The sequence below is a fragment of the Nostoc sp. genome (assembly GCF_036917755.1).
Classification (GTDB): domain Bacteria; phylum Cyanobacteriota; class Cyanobacteriia; order Cyanobacteriales; family Nostocaceae; genus Nostoc.
On sequence record NZ_JBALFC010000021.1, the window covers coordinates 68501 to 85275 of the forward strand.

Genomic DNA, 16775 nt, shown 5'->3' on the forward strand with positions numbered 1-16775 from the left:
AAGTATTCAGCGTGGCTTTGCTTGATTTCGTATTTTGAGTGAATTCAAACGAACACACCACCCTAAGAGGATGTTTTAAAAGCCTTTGGCGAATAGAATAGAGCCTCTCGGCACGCTGACGCGTAGCTTGCTTCTCCGTAGGAGTACGCTACTATGCAAACAAAGTCCACCTGCGTGGACTAATAAAAAATTATGGGTTTCATAACCTGCGGAGGTAGGTTTTGTCTGTATAGCCAACGCAAGTAAACAACCACTATCAGCCCGATTATTTTCAATTCCAAATAAAAAAGGTGGGGAAATGACTACATTCAATTCCCCATCTCTCGTAGATTGCAAAATATTTACAGTTGACTAGAATTATTCTGAAAGCAAGCTAGGAGAAGTTAGTACAAAAACATCCCTACTTCCTTGAGCGTCAGTCTGTGGTTTTATGGGAGTGGTAAAGTGCAAAAAATCATGGTCATTAACCAATAATAGTTCTCCCGGATTTAGAATTTTGCTAAACACAGGCTTTTCTTTTTTGGCAGTATACAAATGTGTTTCTGCACCTTCAATATTATCTCTATCTACTGAGAATATGCCAATAAAATCAGTACCATCTTGATGTATACCTTCAGGCGCTGGATTACCCAAATTATCTGGCGAACAAATAGTTCTAATTTGATGAACTCCGATTTCAGCTTCAGGATGAAGTTTACAAGAATCACTAAATGCTAAGACAAGATTTCTAAAAATATCAAGTTCTATGAGTGCATCATCTAATTCTGCAAACTCTCTTTTTATGTCACCCACTAATGGATTATACTCTTTAGTTTGAAAGAGGTAGCCATGAGGTAATTTGATTAACTGATTTCCAGAAGCTGTGAACCGAGATAATCTTCTCGAACGATAGTTGCCTTTGATATAAGGGTCAATAGGCATATTACTAAAAAATGGCTTGAAACCTTCTGGATTGATCGAATTTACCTTTCTTAGAGTAAACAGAAAAGCATATTCTAATTCCGTTGCTGTCCACACTTTTTGTATAGGATTTACCTCCTTGCACGTTGAAATTCTCCCAGATTTTTCTTTATGGGAGGCTTATAACACCTAGTATATGCTAATTTTTATTAAAATGTTGTTAATTTAACTACGAAATTTGACACTTTATGATATATAAAGTTACTCAAATGCTGTCACAGGGCGGAGTAATGCTGATGGGTGTATGAGTAGCTGCTGAAAAGATTTGCTGATGGGGGTTCGGTCAGCAAGAAATCGACGTATATTTACTAGAGCAACAAGGTTTCATAATGATTGATTGGCTTTACCGTTACCCACCTTTATATCCAGGTATTCTGCTAAAACGCTACAAGCGGTTTTTTGCTGACGTTCAACTTACTTCTGGCGAAATAGTGACAGCACACTGTCCCAATACAGGGCCAATGACTGGAGTATCCACTCCCCAAAGTGCTGTACAGCTTTCCAAAAGCGATAATCTTAACCGCAAATTGGCTTACACTTTAGAACTAATTCAGGTACATGACAATGAGCCAACTTGGGTAGGTATAAATACTTTTTTGCCCAATCGGGTGGTAAAACTGGCTTTGGCGAAACATCTTTTCCCAGAATTGGGCGACTATAGCCAAATTAAGGGCGAGGTGGTTTATGGGCTAGATAAAAAAAGTCGAGTGGATTTTTTCTTGACGGGGAGTGATGAGGAACGCCCGATTTATTTAGAAGTGAAAAATACAACTTTATCAGAGGGGAGATTAGCCTTATTTCCTGACACGGAGACTACAAGAGGACAAAAGCACTTGCGAGAACTAATGGCGCTGTTACCTCTAACTCGTGCAGTGATGCTTTACTTTATCAATCGCAGTGATTGTACTGAGTTTTCCCCTGGCGATCGCACAGATCCTATATATGGTAAATTATTACGGGATGCGATCGCTCTTGGTTTAGAAGTCTTACCTTGCCGTTTTGACATTTCCCCCGAAGGTATCCGTTATTTGGGTTTGGCAAAACTAAAAATTTGATTACATATAATTAAGAGAGGTTGCAATGCAACGTCTCTACACCTATAAAACAATAAATCCATCTAGACAGTATCTAGATGGATTTATTGATAGTTGGTATTTACTAAAAAATATTCAACCAGACTGTAATCGAGAAACGACTATAGGTAGTCGCCGCCCCACAAATAGCATTCGCTATTCTGAGGTTTGCTTATGCAGGAATCAAAACTGTATCAATTACGTGGATAACACCGTTATCAGCAGCAACATCTGCTGTTGCAACTTTTGCATCATTTATCTTAACGCCATTAGAAGCGTCAATTTTTACATCTGAACCTTCAACTGTTTTAGCTGTCTTCAATTTAGCTACATCAGCAGCCAGCACCTTGCCTGAGACGACATGATAGGTCAAGATTTTCTTGAGCTTGGGAATATCTTTCAGTAATGCATCTACTGTGCCTGCTGGAAGCTTATCAAACGCTGCATCAGTGGGTGCAAAAACGGTGAATGGACCAGGACCTTTCAGTGTATCTACCAGACCAGCCGCTTCGATTGCTGCTACTAGTGTCTTGAAAGAACCATTATTAACCGCAGTGTCAATTATGTTGGACATGTGTTTTACCTAGTTCTGTGTAAGCTGCTACAAACCTAAACTATTTATTTAATAAAATCTATCTATCATTAGGTGTATGTTAAATAAAAATTTTTATTGATATCATAAAAGTTTATATATATTTTTATACAAATAAAGAATTATATGTACATTGTCTGGGTGGATGTGTTATTAGCGCTCCTGGATACGTAGTTTACCGCCGCAGGCATCGCTGCTTTTTCTAGAAAGTGGTAGGGGCGGCCTGTTCGCTAGTATCAACACAGCATTTTTTACCAAAAAAGTTAGTTTAAAAGATGGGTAAAGGCATCTTAATTTTATAAAGTTGGTATAAAACTAGGTTTTTCGCTATTTAAAATTTACCTGAAAATTTTTAACGCGACCCTTGTTAAGCAGGCAATGCAGAGCTTATTTAGTGTTTATATTCCTTTTGTCCTAGCCTTTTGTCAGGATTTTATCACCAAAAATATTGGTAATACGCGTATTTAACTGATATTATTTCATCACTAAATACATTTCACCCGCTGTTTGTGTAATCCTACTCGGAAATAATAAACGGCTGATCACACTAATGCTTTTAGCAATTGCGATCGTCCGTTTATTTCCAGAATTGATTATACGTAGGACTTACGCAAAAACCCTCTGAAACTCCCATTTATGCATATCCTCTGCCATCTCTGTGGTGGTTTTTCTGTTGCCTGTGCATAAGTCAGGTATGTCAACAATGAGACTCTTAGGTAATATTTTCCTCGAACTATAACTTTTATGAACAGAAGAAGACTTATTGTTTGGATTGCTACGGCAGTTACCAGCATGATGCTGGTAATAGGCTTGCAGTTTGTCAATTTATCGCCAGCAAGCTCCGTAACCACACTTAACGTCTATGCGGCTGTCAGCTTAACAAACGCGCTGAATACCATTAAGACTCAGTACCAAAATGCTAATCCAGGTGTCAACGTTGTTTATACGTTTGGTGCTTCTGGTACCTTACTGAGCCAAATACAAGCAGGAGCTCCAGCAGATATTTTCATTTCTGCTGCTACCGACCAAATAAATGTTTTGCAGAATGCAACCCCAAGTAAATTAGTTACAGGTAGCCGTAAAAACGTTGTCAAAAACAGTCTAGTTTTGATTGTTCCGACGACATCTGCTGTTAGTCCTGCTCTCACTAGCTTCAATGGTTTGACCAATGCCAATATTACTGGTATTGCTATAGGTGACTACACGGGTACTCCTCCAGTTGTGCCAGCAGGAAATTATGCCAAACAAGTTCTCACTAGCCGAGGTATTTTCACTACTCTCCGACCTAAATTATACCTTGCTAGTAATGTACGTAACGTTTTAACTGCTGTTGAAAGTAAAACTCTTGTAGTTAATGGTGTAAGTAAAACTATCAGTGCAGGCGCGGTTTACAAAACCGATGCTGCCATTTCTAACAAGGTAAGAGTCGTAGACACTGCCCTGACCACAGAGAGTAATCCGATTGTCTATCCACTAGGTATACTCACCAGAACTAAAGTTTTATCCACGGCACAGAGTTTTTCTAACTACTTAAGTGGTAGTACTGCCAAGAATATCTTCAAAAATAATTATGGCTTTATCCTGCCTTAATCGCTGCAAAGTAAATCAACTAAGTACTCGTTGTTGTGAATTTTGAACTATTTGGAGTAATGTCTTGTGAAGTTCACTAAAAAACTTTCAATTATTGTTTGTAGTTTGACCACTGCCTTCTTGCATACTGCTGTGATTAGCAATACTTATAAGTCAGCAGCACAAGCAGAAGGACAAAATTTGATTATCAACGGGGGATTTGAAAGCGACCCTCTCGCAGATCCGAATAATCCCAACATTACAAATTCTCATGTTACAGGATGGGTTAAATCTGGTGATCCGATAGATATATCAGGTATTACAATTAGCAACTTTCCTAAAACTGGGAACCAAGGTTTATCGCTTGGTGCATTTTCAGGTATTAGCTACATATCACAGACTATCCATACAGTTCCTGGTCAAGACTACCAACTTACTTACTATTTAGCATCTACAGAAGAAGCACCTGAGCTTAAGAATGAATTTAAGGTTTTTATCGGTGGAAAGACCGTTTCTGTTAAAAACAATACTCCTTTTCAACCCTACACACAATACACATTAGATTTTAAAGCGAAAGGAAGATCCACAGAGATCAAGTTTGGTTCCATCGCAAAGTATGCGTTTTTATATTTGGATGATGTGAGTGTCAAAGCTACACCTGAACATTAAGGAGAAAACTATGGAGATAAATAAATCACAGATGACAAGCTAACCCTGATTCTATTAGAGGATGTTTGAAAAGTCCTATTGTCGGTATCAAATAGTTTTAGATCCCCCTAAATCCCCCTTTTCAAGGGGGACTTTGATCCGGTTCCCCCCTTTTTAAGGGGGGTTAGGGGGGATCTAAAAGTGCATAAAGTCACAACAGCGAAACACTTTTCAAACATCCTCTAAGAGGATGTTTGAAAAGTGTTGGCGAAGAGAATTCGCTACTACACAAACTAAGTCCACCTCCGTGGAATAAGAGAAAATCAAGGGTTTTAAACAAACAGAATTCAGAAGTCAATAGCCCACTCATTGATTCTGAATTCTGAATTATTCTTTGGTTAATTGTCGTAATTTGGAATTATTTGGAGTCAAGTTTCATGAAGTTAACTAAAAAACTCTCAATTATTATTTTTAGTTTTACTACTACCTTAGCTAGCACTGCTTTGATTACTGGTATTTATATTCCAGTAGCGCAAGCAGAATATGATCCCAACTATGCTCTAGAACCGAGAAACCTTGTTTTTAATGGAGGATTTGAACTCGACTCTCTCATAGATCCTAATAATCCCGACACTACAAATCCTAACGTTACAGGATGGACTAAGTTTGGTGATCCAATGGATAGATCAGGAACTAGAATTAGCAATTTTCCTCAAAGTGGTAATCAAGGCTTATCACTTGGTGGATTTATAGACCTCAGCTACATATCACAGACGCTTTCTACACAACCGGGTCAGAAATACGAACTAAGTTACTATTTAGCATCTACAGACGAGCCACCTAACCTTGATAATCAATTTCAGACATTTATAGGTGGAAAAAATCTTTTTGATCAAAAGAATATTTCTTTTCAAGCATACACACCATATAAGTTCAATTTCACGGCAGATGCATCATCCACAGAGTTAAAGTTTGGCTCTATGGATAGATATGCATTCTTATATTTGGATAATGTCAGTGTAAAACCTGTGCCTGAGCCATCAACTATTGGAGGAATAGCAGTTACTGCTGGTTTATTGGGAATATGGCTGAAGAAAAAGAAGGTAATTAGTTAGAAAGCTTGGAAAAAACAGGGAAGCATCTCAATACTGCGTAGGTTTTGAGTCGATCCCCCCAACCCCCCTTAAAAAGCTACGGTGTATACACAAGTCTCTCTTGATGCAATTTACGGTTTATCGAATAGCCCAAAGAAACCTCACCCTGATTCTGCTACGCAAAACCTGTCCCTCTCCTTAGTAAGGAGAGGGAGCAAGAATCTTGTTTCTCATCTGGTATATTTGTTCAAATTTGATAATCTAATGCAACTAAAACTCTGCCACAATGCTGATTTGCCGGTACAGCTTCCAGCATCTTTTTCGGTTGGGGTAAGTTGAGGTTTTTCATTAGTTCGATGAACTGGTTGCGGCTGCGTCCAGCAAATCGAGGATTCCAGCGCTTTTCTTCGCCAATGGTGGATACTGTCTGTCCTTGGTAGTCGTGACCGGGATATACCAAGGTGTCATCTGGTAATGTAAATAGCTTCTGAGTGACTGCATCATACAGTGATTCAGCGTCGCCGCTTTGGAAGTCGGTACGACCGCAACCCCTGATAAACAGGGCATCTCCAGTTAATAGATGAGTGTCGTTGACTAAGTATGCCATGTGGCTGTCAGTGTGACCAGGGGTAGCGATCGCCCGAATCTGCACGTTCCCTAATTCCAATATATTTCCATCGGCAATGTAGTGGTCTGCACAGTTAGCCGCCGCATTCTCAGGCAAAATCCCCAAACAACCCGTCAATGTCCTCAGTCTGTCTGTTCCAGTAATGTGGTCAGCATGGATATGGGTTTCTACACAGTAGCTTAGGGTCAGCCCCAATTGTTGCAATATCTGAAGATCACGTTCGACTTGCTCCAATACAGGATCAATTAGAATAGCTGTTTTACTTTCTGGGTCGGCAATTAGGTAAGTATAAGTACTAGATTCTTTATCGAATAGTTGACGAAATAACATAACAGGTTTCTTCAACATAAAAGTAGTAGCATCGGGTTTTGGATTGAGAGGCTTCAGTAACTCCTGTGCCAAATTTCCTGCCTGAACCCGAATTTCGGGAACAGCAGTACTTTCCCAAAGATTGCCCTTGCGCGGTGTCCCCAAGGTGTACAGCATTTGAGATGCATTTCCATCTGCATCAATTAGCGCACCATTTGCAGCAGTGTCGATTCCCATTGATAATGTGTTGGGACGGATCAGCCGTTGTTCTTGAAGGCTAGCGACTAATGGGTGCTGCAATCTGCGGTAATCACAATTTGCACCAGTGCAGTTGATAATCCGCTTCACCTGCAAAACGATATTTTTGTGCGTTCCCCGTTCGCAGATGCTCACATTCACTCCATTCTCAAACTCCTGACAACTTTGAATCCGACCTGCGTAATGGATTAGTTGACCAGATTCCATTGCAGCATCCAATATTTCGGCAATTCCTTCAGCAATCCGATGACGGTGAACTTCCCAGTAAGCTTTGACATGGCGGAGAAATCGCTTTTGTTCCGGTAATGGCAGTGCTTGCCAAAGTTCTGGAATAATTGGGCGGATGGCATCGATTACCGCCCGCCAATCTTGAGCCAGTCCGTTGTTGTCGGAACTGGCGTGTCCTTGAGTAAGAGCCTCCCGCAGTTCTTGACGTACCAGATGCAGCAGTCCTCGCGCCGTTTTTGGCGCAGTTTCTACGTCAATAAATGCCGGATAAGGGTTCGTTGATTTGTGGCTACAGGGCATCAATCCGTGGCGCGAGACGGTATGAATTTGTCCCTGGAACCCTTGTTGATGTAGGGAAACAACCGCATCTACCATTGTTAACCCAGTACCCACCAGCAGAATAGCATCCTCTGGATTTAGGTCTGCGATCGCATCCGCAGACCAAGCATCTTTGACATAGCGGTTGTCTAAAACGGCGAGGGGTGCAGGCAGAATTGCCGGGAAATTGCCCAACGCTAACACCGCCTTTTGCACATCCAAACATTGACCACTGCTCAGGTAGACTATTGTATTGTGGGGTTTTGTTTCGATGGCGATCGCTTCATCCACAATCTTCTCTAGCTGCACATTCGCTGGTGCATTTACCTCTGCTGCTTTTAAAGTCGCCTGCACATAGTCCCCATAAACCCGACGCGGAAAGAAGGTAGATGAAGTTACCTGTTCATGCCCATTTTTATGCAGCCAGTTCAGGAAGTGATTTGGTTGATCAGCAAACGCGCTCATCTTACCTGCTGGCACATTCAGCAAGTGACAGTCCACTGGTGTACCATAAGCAACTCCTCTACCCACTTCCGAATTACGTTCAATCAACTTGATCGACAATGGCATGGTTGCGTTGCGTAAAAGATTCGCTGCAACCAGAGAACCGCTAAAGCCACCACCAATAATGGCGATCGCAACTGGAGAGACGGTTAGGTTAAAAATGCTGTTGTTCATAGGACGTGTGAGTTGCTGCTTTCTACTCATCAATTTACGGCCAACAAACTGAAATTTACGCTGATTGGAAGTTATTAAGCGGATGAATTAACTCAAAAAACCACATAGGCACATGAATAAGTGGGAATTGCCCTTGAGTGTCCAATTCCTCAAATCGAGAGAGTGGCGATCGTTAGATTACACAAACTAAAATCTAGAGTAGACAAGGTTTTGGAACTATTTATCTAAAATTTATGTGTCTATTGCATCCAAATCCGATGCAAATACCGTGGTTTTTAGTTAACATTAAAAAACCCTTCAAAAGCGAGAATTTTACCTCTACAATTGTCAATATTTTCTGACAATACTAGTATTTAACTTTCAGATCATGTTTGGCTTCATGTCTTAAAAGTAATATATAGGAATCATATTTGATTTCTGAAAAAATCTCGGTAGTCTTGTAGTGCATTTCAAAAATCAAATACTAGTCCTATAGAGGTATTGACAAATACAGTCGCTCTAAATCGATTGTGAGAAAATAATCAGGTTGTGAATGTCACTAGGTATTGGGTGCAAAAAGTGGAGGCGTTCGCGTAGCGTGCCGGAGGCATTCGCTAACTGAATTGAACCAAGCCTATCCAAAACTTCGTGAAATCAAAAGCGCATTTACACACAAACTTCTAAGGGAATTAAAATGACTTACGATTCAGAAGATGTGGAACAAATCCTTCAAATAGCACTCACTCGTAAACAGGAAGGTGAATTTTCACGAGAACAGCTTGTAGAAATGGCATCTGAGTTAGGTATTTCTTCTAATATTTTGGCAACAACTGAGCAAAAGTGGTTAGCTCAACAAAAAGAGGAAGGTTCGCAACGCACATTTAATACTTTCCGACGTAGAGCTTTTTGGGCACACTTTGTTTCCTTCCTAGCGGTGAATTTATTCCTGATTCTCTTAAATTTAATCACTAGTCCTAGTTATTTTTGGGCTATCTTCCCAATATTAGGCTGGGGGTTAGGATTATTTTTTCATTGGTGGAGCGTTTATCAAAGTAAAACATGAAGATTAAGATAGCATTTCCGAAATGGCGTGCAGGAATTTAACTTCGGGAGCATCTCAGTGGGAGCAAATATACCAGATGAGAAACAAGATTCTTGCTCCCTCTCCTTACCAAGGAGAGGGTTGGGGTGAGGTTTTACAAGGCTTTTTATGAAAGTGAGATGCTCCCTTTAACTTCTCCCGACTTTCAAAAATGGAGCCATCAACGCACAGCTATGCGTCCCTACGACTTGGGAGTAATCTTTCACCTACAAATGGGGAAATTTCCGTACTTGATACTCTGCTGACTCCACTATCGGATCGGATTCTCCCAGTATTGGGATGAATTTGTTTTCAATAGTCTGCAAATGTGCTTGGGGTATGGCTTTTCACGGCTCCAGCGTTGCCTAAGAAATGATCAGGATAAATTCTTTGTGGTCATTGGGGCTGATTCAAACCTCTTTAGCGAGAAATTTAGGATATTCAGCCAGCACTGTTGTCCAAATTTGTGCATCCTTCTGGATAAAATCTTCCCGTAAATTCGGGGCACCCTTAAAGTTGAGGAATTTTATAACCACGCCCTTTGAACCCTGTACTTGCTAATTTGTCAAAATAGAGCTGTAGGCTAGAATAACTACGCTTTCAGCATAGCTTGATTGCCTACACTCAGGAGCAAGGGTCGGCTGATTAATAAGTAAGAGGAAGGGATTATGGACAGCAACAACTGGTTGCAACAGCTAATGATGGTGGGTCTTGGCACAACGTCTTTAGTAGCAGAAAAACTGCGGCAAGTCGGCGATGATTTAGTTAAAGACGGTAAGCTCAATCCTGAGCAAGCCAAGGCGGTAATAGATGATATTGCCCAGCAGTTAAAGTCCGAGCAGGGAAACTTCGATGTCCAAATGCAAAGGCAAATGCGAAATATGATGCAAGATTTGGGAGTAGCTCGTCAGTCGGAAGTGGACGAACTCAGGGGCAGAATTGACCGTTTAGAGCGTCAACTGCGCGATTTAGAAAATAAGCTTTGGCGTTAGAATGCCCTTTCTGATTTAAACTAATTGTGTCCTGTTGGTAATCTTTTTCCCTGGATACTTAAGTAAGGAGAACTGATTTTGAAACCAATTTTTCTCAGCGTGGCGTTCATGCTGGTATGTGTTGTGCTTTTGGTTGTGGGGCAAGTAGGCAGTAAACAGAACACTGCCATTGCTGCCCAGTTTACCCAAACGCCGCCAGCGCCCACAACTGTAACTGAAAACAATATCTTAATTGCGAGTAATGCTATGTCTGATGCTAATGTTGCAAGTACCCCCTCGTCTGATGATAATGTTGTAACTACCCCCTCTGGATTAAAGTATGTCGAGTTAAAAGAGGGGACGGGGGCGACTCCTAAATCTGGACAAACGGTTGAAGTTCACTATGTTGGCACTCTCGAAGATGGAACTAAGTTTGATAGTTCACGCGATCGCGGCCAACCCTTCAGCTTTAAAATTGGCGTTGGACAGGTAATCAAAGGTTGGGACGAAGGACTTAGCACCATGAAAGTAGGCGGTCGTCGTCAGTTAATCATCCCCCCAGAGTTAGGTTATGGCTCTCGTGGTGCTGGTGGGGTGATTCCGCCCAACGCCACTCTACATTTTGATGTGGAATTGCTGGGAGTTAAATAGAGACTGGGGCATGGGGATTAGAGACTGGGGACAAGGGAGAATTATTAAAAGAAATTTCTATTCTCTCTGTTCCCAATGCCCAATGCCCTATCAAATAAATTACTTATTTAATGATTTTGATCATTTAATGATCAAAATCATTTAATGATCAAAATCATTTAATGATCAAAATCATTTAATGATCAAAATCATTTAATGATCAAAATCATTTAATGATCAAAATCATTTAATGATCAAAATCCTCGCTTTTGCGTGAACTCGACTTGTAATTAATATATTGCTGTATCACTATGAGTTATAGCTGATACCAAAATTAGACTAGTTCCCGGTGCGAAACTCAGAAGGCTCATTCTATAAAGCCTAAAAACCAAGGTTTTAGTTCCTGGAAACATCTTAAATCCGTATCCTTATTTTTTGGAAATTTAGTTTCGCACCGAGAACTAGACTATACTATTTGTGAAAAAATAAGAAAGATATAAACCCCAAACTCAAAGACCACTGGCGAACACTTCAGTCCATTAACTCAAGCAATCGCAGTCAGATTTGGGGGATTTTAGCCACAAAAGCCGAGAAACTTTAGCGTTGAAGTAAACTTTGTTTTGGCGGGGTTCCGTTCCAAGAGAAAGTAGGTTCGCTTTCGCAGTAGCTCCATCTGGCCTCCCAAGGCATGGGAAAATTAGGAACCTTAAAGCGGATCGAAAATCGTCCCCAAGTGTTGCTCAACTTACCAGAACCATCTTCTCGTGACGTATCACATTTGACATTCGATTTACCAACCCAATAGCCGTGATAAATTCCCCGATTGCTTGTTATTCCAGCCAGCCCTTCAATGAAGATAGTTCCAGATGGATAAGTCCAGATCGCACTTTTACCGCGATCGCTTTCATAGACCACTCTGCCGTAGTCACTATTCCACACTTCATCTGCGATCGCAATACTCGGCGCAGCAGCCCAAACAAATACTGCACTGACAATTACTAGTTGCTGAAGCTTCATTGCACTCCTGGTTTATAGTCAGCAGATAACACCACACACAGATGATATCGCTTACGGTCATAAAACTAACAATTATGATGCGATCGCCGTCAGCGAGGAGTGCGTTTTTTGAGAGTGGATGAAAGCCAAGTACAACAACCTTGTACACAAACAATAAAGTTCTTTACTGGCAACGCCCGAAATACTGATTATTGCGTTGCCAGTTTTTTGTTAAAGTTCTTTATTGGAGAAGGTGCTAACCCCAATATAATGTGAGCCACAAACAATAAACTTCTTAACTGTCACAAGTTCGTATGTACTAATTGAGAAAGGTTGATTGTTATTCTTGGAGAAGACTCCCTCACCATAAAGTATAGAACCCATTTGACATCTTATGAGGTTTTGGATTAAGGTACTCCTCAGCATCTACAATCCAATGCTAATGGCGTATTCCAGCAACCTCACTGATACAGAATGGGAAATTTTTGAACCCTTATTGCAAGATATCTTACCGACTAAGAAGCAGACTAGACCGACCAACTGGACAAAGCGAGAAATATTCAATGGAATTCTCTATCAACTGAAAAATGGGTGCAATTGGCAAGACTTACCCAAGGATTTTCCTCCTTATTCCACCGTCTATTGGCACTACAAACAGTGGCGAGCAGCTGGGGTATTTGAGGAACTGATGAGTGTCTTACATGTCCAAGTGCGTGAACAGGTTAAAAAAAACCGTACTGGACGACGTTAATTATCATTGACTCACAAGCGGTGAAAAATACCTGCAATGCCAGTGTGGAGTCGAAAGGTTTTTGTTTCTACAAAGCCACCAACGGTATTAAAAGGCATCTGGCTATTGACACCCTTGGGTTTCCCTTCTTTACACACTGCACTCGAGCCAATGTCTCGGATGATGCCGGATTAATTGAGATGTTTACTCTCAACATTGAGAAGACTTACATTAACATTAGACGATTTGAAGGATGATTTAGAGGATAAGCTTACAGGAAATCTCACCAAGCTAGGAGAAAAACACTACTACGTTATGCAATGCAGCTATTTGCGTTATACCTTAACGAATAATCAGGAATTAACTGAATTACTTGCGGAGTCTATTACAGCAGAATTCAGAATTAAGGAGTCAGAATTCAGAAGTAAAACAGGCTTTATACCTGACTTTGAGACTTAGCTTGTGTACTTCACCAACCTGAAATCTGCTGTAAGTAATAAATTTTATAAAACTTATTCACAAAATGCTAGTAGACTTCGAGTTTACAACTTTTGGTCAACTAATGCCTTGTATTTCTACTCTTGGTCAACTAATAATTGTCAGTGGGTTTTCCTGCTGCGATCACTCTAACGAAAGAATAAACATTTCTGTCACTTAAAGGATAAGATAGCCGCTTTTCAAAGATAAAGTGTCCGCTCCTGAAAAGCTGTAATGCTTATTTTTATGTTGCTATGCTCTGCACGCGATCGCATTTAAATCCCTCAAATACTCTTTTATCTTAAGTTTTTGCGGTCATTTTATCCTTTAAGTGACACTGGCTGCCATCGGGGGCAAGGCGATCGCGATTACGAATCGTCTAGGAAGTTCATTCCTCTCCTAAGAAAACAGAATGGTTTGTTTCATTCATAGTGGGCGATCGCTCGTACCAATCGTGTCTTAAGTATTTTTACTCTGTGACAGTTAGTAAAGGACTTTACGAACCAGTAAAGAACTTTACGAACCAGTAAAGAACTTTATTGTTTATGTACAAACCTACACCTGAAACCAAGCAGTCAATGCTACCGCCAAAGCATCCGCAGCATCATCTGGCTTGGGAATTTCATCTAAATCTAACTCCCGCGCCACCGCCTCTTGCACTTCTGACTTATCAGCATTGCCATAACCTGTTAAAGCTTGCTTAATTTGAGCAGGAGTAAACTCTACGTAGGGAAGACGACGCTGGCCCAACACCAAAATGAGTACACCCCGCGCCTGTGCAACCACGATTGTATTTGACATCCGATAGAAGAATAGCTTCTCGATCGCCACCAAATCCGGTTGGAACTCCTCCATCAGGGTGTGTAAATCATCAAACAAGGTACATAGGCGCTGTCCCATTTCTACATCTGCTGACGTTCTGATTACCCCAAAATCCAGCATATTTACTGTAGTTTCTTGTACCTTGTGAGAAATTTGTGTGCAGGTAATTGCCCCAAATCCTAAAATTGCCAGTCCTGGATCTAATCCTAAAATTCGTTTTTCCATTAAATTCACTTTTACCAAGCCAGGCTATTGTTTAACTAGGAATATTGGCAATCTTCACGACTTGCTCTTAGTCTAATGGGATTGACAAATATAATAGTTCCACGCCTGGTGTTTTAAACCAAGTGGTATACATTTTCTGTTAATTATTGTTTGTAGCACTGCTCCAAATCAGGTATGTCAATTGGTTTTCTCAGACAAGCCCTCAACGCCCTGCAAAAGCAGTCGCGTTCTCGTACTTCCTATCGGGTTAACCAGTGGTTCAAATGGTTATCCCCTGGACTATCGGTAAAACGTTGGTTGTTGATCAGTGTTGGGGGTGTACTGCTGGCGAGTTTGGGATTAGCTATCTGGATTAAGCTGACCCCAATTTTTTGGATGATCGAGTTGGTTAGGGGTTTCCTGGGAGTAATCACCAACATCTTACCCAACTATATCAGTGGACCTTTGGTGCTGCTTGGCGGCTTGCTGTTGGTGCTTTGGGGACAAACTCGCACCGTAGGCTCAATTACTAAGGTACTAAGAGCAGAAGGCGGAGAGGAACTCATTGATGTTTTGCTAGCCCATCGTCGATTGTACCGAGGCCCGAAAATAGTAGTAATTGGTGGTGGTACGGGACTTTCTACGTTGTTGAGGGGACTGAAAACCTACAGCGCTAATATTACTGCGATCGTCACTGTCGCCGATGATGGTGGATCTTCTGGGCGGTTACGTGAAGAGTTTGGTGTGCTACCACCAGGGGATATTCGCAATTGTTTGGCTGCACTAGCAGATGAAGAAAAGCTATTAACAGAATTGTTTCAATACCGTTTTCGGGCTGGAGATGGGTTAACGGGTCACAGTTTTGGTAATTTGTTTTTAACGGCAATGAGTGATATTACTGGAGATTTAGAACAAGCAGTTGCAGCTAGTTCCAAAGTGCTAGCGGTACGGGGACAAGTATTACCAGCAACTCTCAGTGATGTTCGTCTCTGGGCAGAATTAGCCGATGGTCGCCGCATTAATGGGGAGTCTAGCATTCCCAAAGCTGGCGGTAAAATTGTTAAAATTGGCTGCATTCCAGCTAATCCTCCGGCGGTACCAGCAGCGATTAAGGCACTTAAAGAAGCTGATTACATTATTATTGGCCCAGGTAGCCTTTATACTAGCCTGATTCCTAATTTATTAGTACCAGAAATTGCCGATGCGATCGCTCAGTCAGATGCTCCTCGGATTTATATCTGCAATATAATGACTCAACCAGGAGAAACTGAAGACTATACTGTTGCCGATCACATCAGAGCAATTGATGCTGCTTGTGGGCAAAGACGGCTATTTGATGCTGTGCTAATACACAACAAATCCCCCTCGGAGCAATCACTCATCCGCTACGCCCAACAAAACTCCCATCCCGTTTTCCTGGATAGAGAAGCCGTAACTCAGCTAGGGCGAAGGATTGTTCCAGCTAATGTTTTGTATGAAGATGAAACAGGTTTTGTACGTCATAATCCGCAGAAGCTAGCGCGAGTTTTGTTGCGGTGGTACGGTAGAGCTCATCACGGAAAATGAAAATTAGTCATTAGTCCTTTGTTTAGACTAATGACTAATGACGAATGACGAATGACTAATGACGAATGACTAATTATGAAAATTTTTCTTGCAGATACAGAGGCGACGCTACGCTTAGGTATTACTCTTAGTGAATCCCTGACCCCTGGCAGTGTAATTTTACTAGAAGGTGATTTAGGTGCTGGTAAAACTACCCTAGTTCAAGGTATTGGCAAGGGTTTGGGAATTGCTGAACCCATTGTCAGTCCCACTTTCACCCTGATTAATGAGTACACAGAAGGACGCCTCCCCCTTTACCACCTGGATTTATATCGCTTAGAACCACAAAAAGTTGTAGCCCTAAATTTAGAAAGTTACTGGGAAGGTGTTGAGGTCATACCAGGAATTGTGGCAGTTGAATGGGCAGAACGATTGCCTTACAAGCCAGATAGTTATTTAAGTGTGAGTTTAACTTATGGGCATGAAGGCACTCGTCAAGTCGAACTTATACCATTCAATTGTGCCATTAGCGAACTTATTGCCGCGATTTAAGCTCATCTCCTGACTTAAGTACGAGGGATTTCACTTTTTTGATCACAACACTAGAAAATTTCTGCAAATAGTCGAGGAAGAACTCTACACTCGTCCTATCTGCCACTACCACGCTCACCACTGTCAGTCCCTAACATTGTTATCTCAACTAAAAATAAACGAAAGAATTGTTCAACAGCAAATACAGCAGAATTCAGAATTAAGGAGTCAGAATTCAGAAGTAAAACAGGCTTTATACCTGACTTTGAGACTTAGCTTGTGTACTTCACCAACCTGAAATCTGCTGTATATTGCAACAGAGCAAATGTTAATAAACTGTTGTTGGGTTAAATGAGAGTTTTTACAGAACTTAGTTAGCTTGGTTGAACCAGATTAGTTCTCTACTGTCATTCGGAGATCCAATCGGAATTATTTAGCAGCGAAAGCTAGTAGA

The 16775-nt window shown here is 41.1% G+C and carries 16 protein-coding genes and 1 pseudogene; 11 read left to right on the forward strand and 6 right to left on the reverse strand.

Annotation, left to right across the window (positions count from 1 at the left end; genetic code table 11):
* Positions 1-357 precede the first annotated feature (357 nt).
* Positions 358-1026 carry a 2OG-Fe dioxygenase family protein gene (locus V7L05_RS07615; RefSeq protein WP_335163358.1) on the reverse strand — a complete coding sequence of 223 codons (669 nt, stop codon included), beginning with the start codon at positions 1024-1026 and terminating at the stop codon, positions 358-360.
* 263 nt (positions 1027-1289) lie between these two features.
* Here V7L05_RS07615 and sfsA point away from each other — a divergent pair, with 263 nt between their 5' ends.
* Positions 1290-2015: a DNA/RNA nuclease SfsA gene (gene sfsA, locus V7L05_RS07620; protein WP_335163316.1), complete on the forward strand. Its 726-nt coding sequence runs from the start codon at positions 1290-1292 to the stop codon at positions 2013-2015.
* Positions 2016-2205: 190 nt separating this feature from the next.
* On the opposite strand, the gene V7L05_RS07625 is transcribed toward sfsA, so the two are convergent.
* Positions 2206-2607: a fasciclin domain-containing protein gene (locus V7L05_RS07625; RefSeq protein WP_335163318.1), complete on the reverse strand. Its 402-nt coding sequence runs from the start codon at positions 2605-2607 to the stop codon at positions 2206-2208.
* A gap of 810 nt (positions 2608-3417) precedes the next feature.
* Here V7L05_RS07625 and modA point away from each other — a divergent pair.
* The 3 genes from modA (at position 3418) to V7L05_RS07640 (ending at position 5957) form a co-directional block, all read left to right on the forward strand.
* Positions 3418-4215 (forward strand): molybdate ABC transporter substrate-binding protein, encoded by a 798-nt coding sequence (gene modA / locus V7L05_RS07630; RefSeq protein WP_335163320.1) that lies wholly within the window; start codon positions 3418-3420, stop codon positions 4213-4215.
* A gap of 66 nt (positions 4216-4281) precedes the next feature.
* Positions 4282-4863 carry a DUF642 domain-containing protein gene (locus V7L05_RS07635; protein ID WP_335163322.1) on the forward strand — a complete coding sequence of 194 codons (582 nt, stop codon included), beginning with the start codon at positions 4282-4284 and terminating at the stop codon, positions 4861-4863.
* A 416-nt stretch (positions 4864-5279) separates the two neighbouring features.
* Complete coding sequence (locus V7L05_RS07640; RefSeq protein ID WP_335163324.1) at positions 5280-5957, forward strand: PEP-CTERM sorting domain-containing protein; 678 nt, start codon at positions 5280-5282, stop codon at positions 5955-5957.
* A gap of 226 nt (positions 5958-6183) precedes the next feature.
* Here V7L05_RS07640 and V7L05_RS34630 read toward each other — a convergent pair whose 3' ends face one another.
* Both V7L05_RS34630 and V7L05_RS34635 read right to left on the reverse strand, forming a co-directional pair.
* Positions 6184-7110, reverse strand: coding sequence for an MBL fold metallo-hydrolase (locus V7L05_RS34630; RefSeq protein WP_442937842.1), 927 nt, complete (start codon positions 7108-7110; stop codon positions 6184-6186).
* Between the two features lie 765 nt (positions 7111-7875).
* Positions 7876-8385: pseudogene (locus V7L05_RS34635) on the reverse strand (FAD/NAD(P)-binding protein); the annotation flags it as partial.
* A 643-nt stretch (positions 8386-9028) separates the two neighbouring features.
* Between V7L05_RS34635 and V7L05_RS07650 the strand changes: the two are divergent.
* From V7L05_RS07650 to V7L05_RS07660, 3 genes are all read left to right on the forward strand, one after another.
* Positions 9029-9397: a 2TM domain-containing protein gene (locus tag V7L05_RS07650; protein ID WP_335163328.1), complete on the forward strand. Its 369-nt coding sequence runs from the start codon at positions 9029-9031 to the stop codon at positions 9395-9397.
* 686 nt (positions 9398-10083) lie between these two features.
* Positions 10084-10407 (forward strand): phasin family protein, encoded by a 324-nt coding sequence (locus V7L05_RS07655; RefSeq protein ID WP_334944437.1) that lies wholly within the window; start codon positions 10084-10086, stop codon positions 10405-10407.
* Between the two features lie 78 nt (positions 10408-10485).
* Entirely contained in the window at positions 10486-11037 is a 552-nt protein-coding gene (locus V7L05_RS07660; protein ID WP_335163330.1) for an FKBP-type peptidyl-prolyl cis-trans isomerase, read from the forward strand.
* Positions 11038-11613: 576 nt separating this feature from the next.
* On the opposite strand, the gene V7L05_RS07665 is transcribed toward V7L05_RS07660, so the two are convergent.
* The gene (locus tag V7L05_RS07665) at positions 11614-12033 is read right to left on the reverse strand and encodes a hypothetical protein (protein WP_335163332.1); all 420 of its coding nucleotides are present in this window, start codon (positions 12031-12033) and stop codon (positions 11614-11616) included.
* A 373-nt stretch (positions 12034-12406) separates the two neighbouring features.
* Between V7L05_RS07665 and V7L05_RS07670 the strand changes: the two genes are divergently transcribed.
* Both V7L05_RS07670 and V7L05_RS07675 read left to right on the forward strand, forming a co-directional pair.
* Complete coding sequence (locus tag V7L05_RS07670) at positions 12407-12763, forward strand: transposase (RefSeq protein WP_335163334.1); 357 nt, start codon at positions 12407-12409, stop codon at positions 12761-12763.
* Between the two features lie 44 nt (positions 12764-12807).
* Complete coding sequence (locus V7L05_RS07675) at positions 12808-12999, forward strand: hypothetical protein (protein WP_335163360.1); 192 nt, start codon at positions 12808-12810, stop codon at positions 12997-12999.
* A 775-nt stretch (positions 13000-13774) separates the two neighbouring features.
* On the opposite strand, the gene ruvC is transcribed toward V7L05_RS07675, so the two are convergent.
* Positions 13775-14266: a crossover junction endodeoxyribonuclease RuvC gene (gene ruvC / locus V7L05_RS07680; protein ID WP_335163336.1), complete on the reverse strand. Its 492-nt coding sequence runs from the start codon at positions 14264-14266 to the stop codon at positions 13775-13777.
* A gap of 174 nt (positions 14267-14440) precedes the next feature.
* Here ruvC and V7L05_RS07685 point away from each other — a divergent pair, with 174 nt between their 5' ends.
* Positions 14441-15811 (forward strand): gluconeogenesis factor YvcK family protein, encoded by a 1371-nt coding sequence (locus V7L05_RS07685; protein ID WP_335163338.1) that lies wholly within the window; start codon positions 14441-14443, stop codon positions 15809-15811.
* Between the two features lie 75 nt (positions 15812-15886).
* Positions 15887-16342 carry a tRNA (adenosine(37)-N6)-threonylcarbamoyltransferase complex ATPase subunit type 1 TsaE gene (tsaE, locus tag V7L05_RS07690; protein WP_335163340.1) on the forward strand — a complete coding sequence of 152 codons (456 nt, stop codon included), beginning with the start codon at positions 15887-15889 and terminating at the stop codon, positions 16340-16342.
* The last annotated feature ends 433 nt before the right edge of the window (positions 16343-16775 follow it).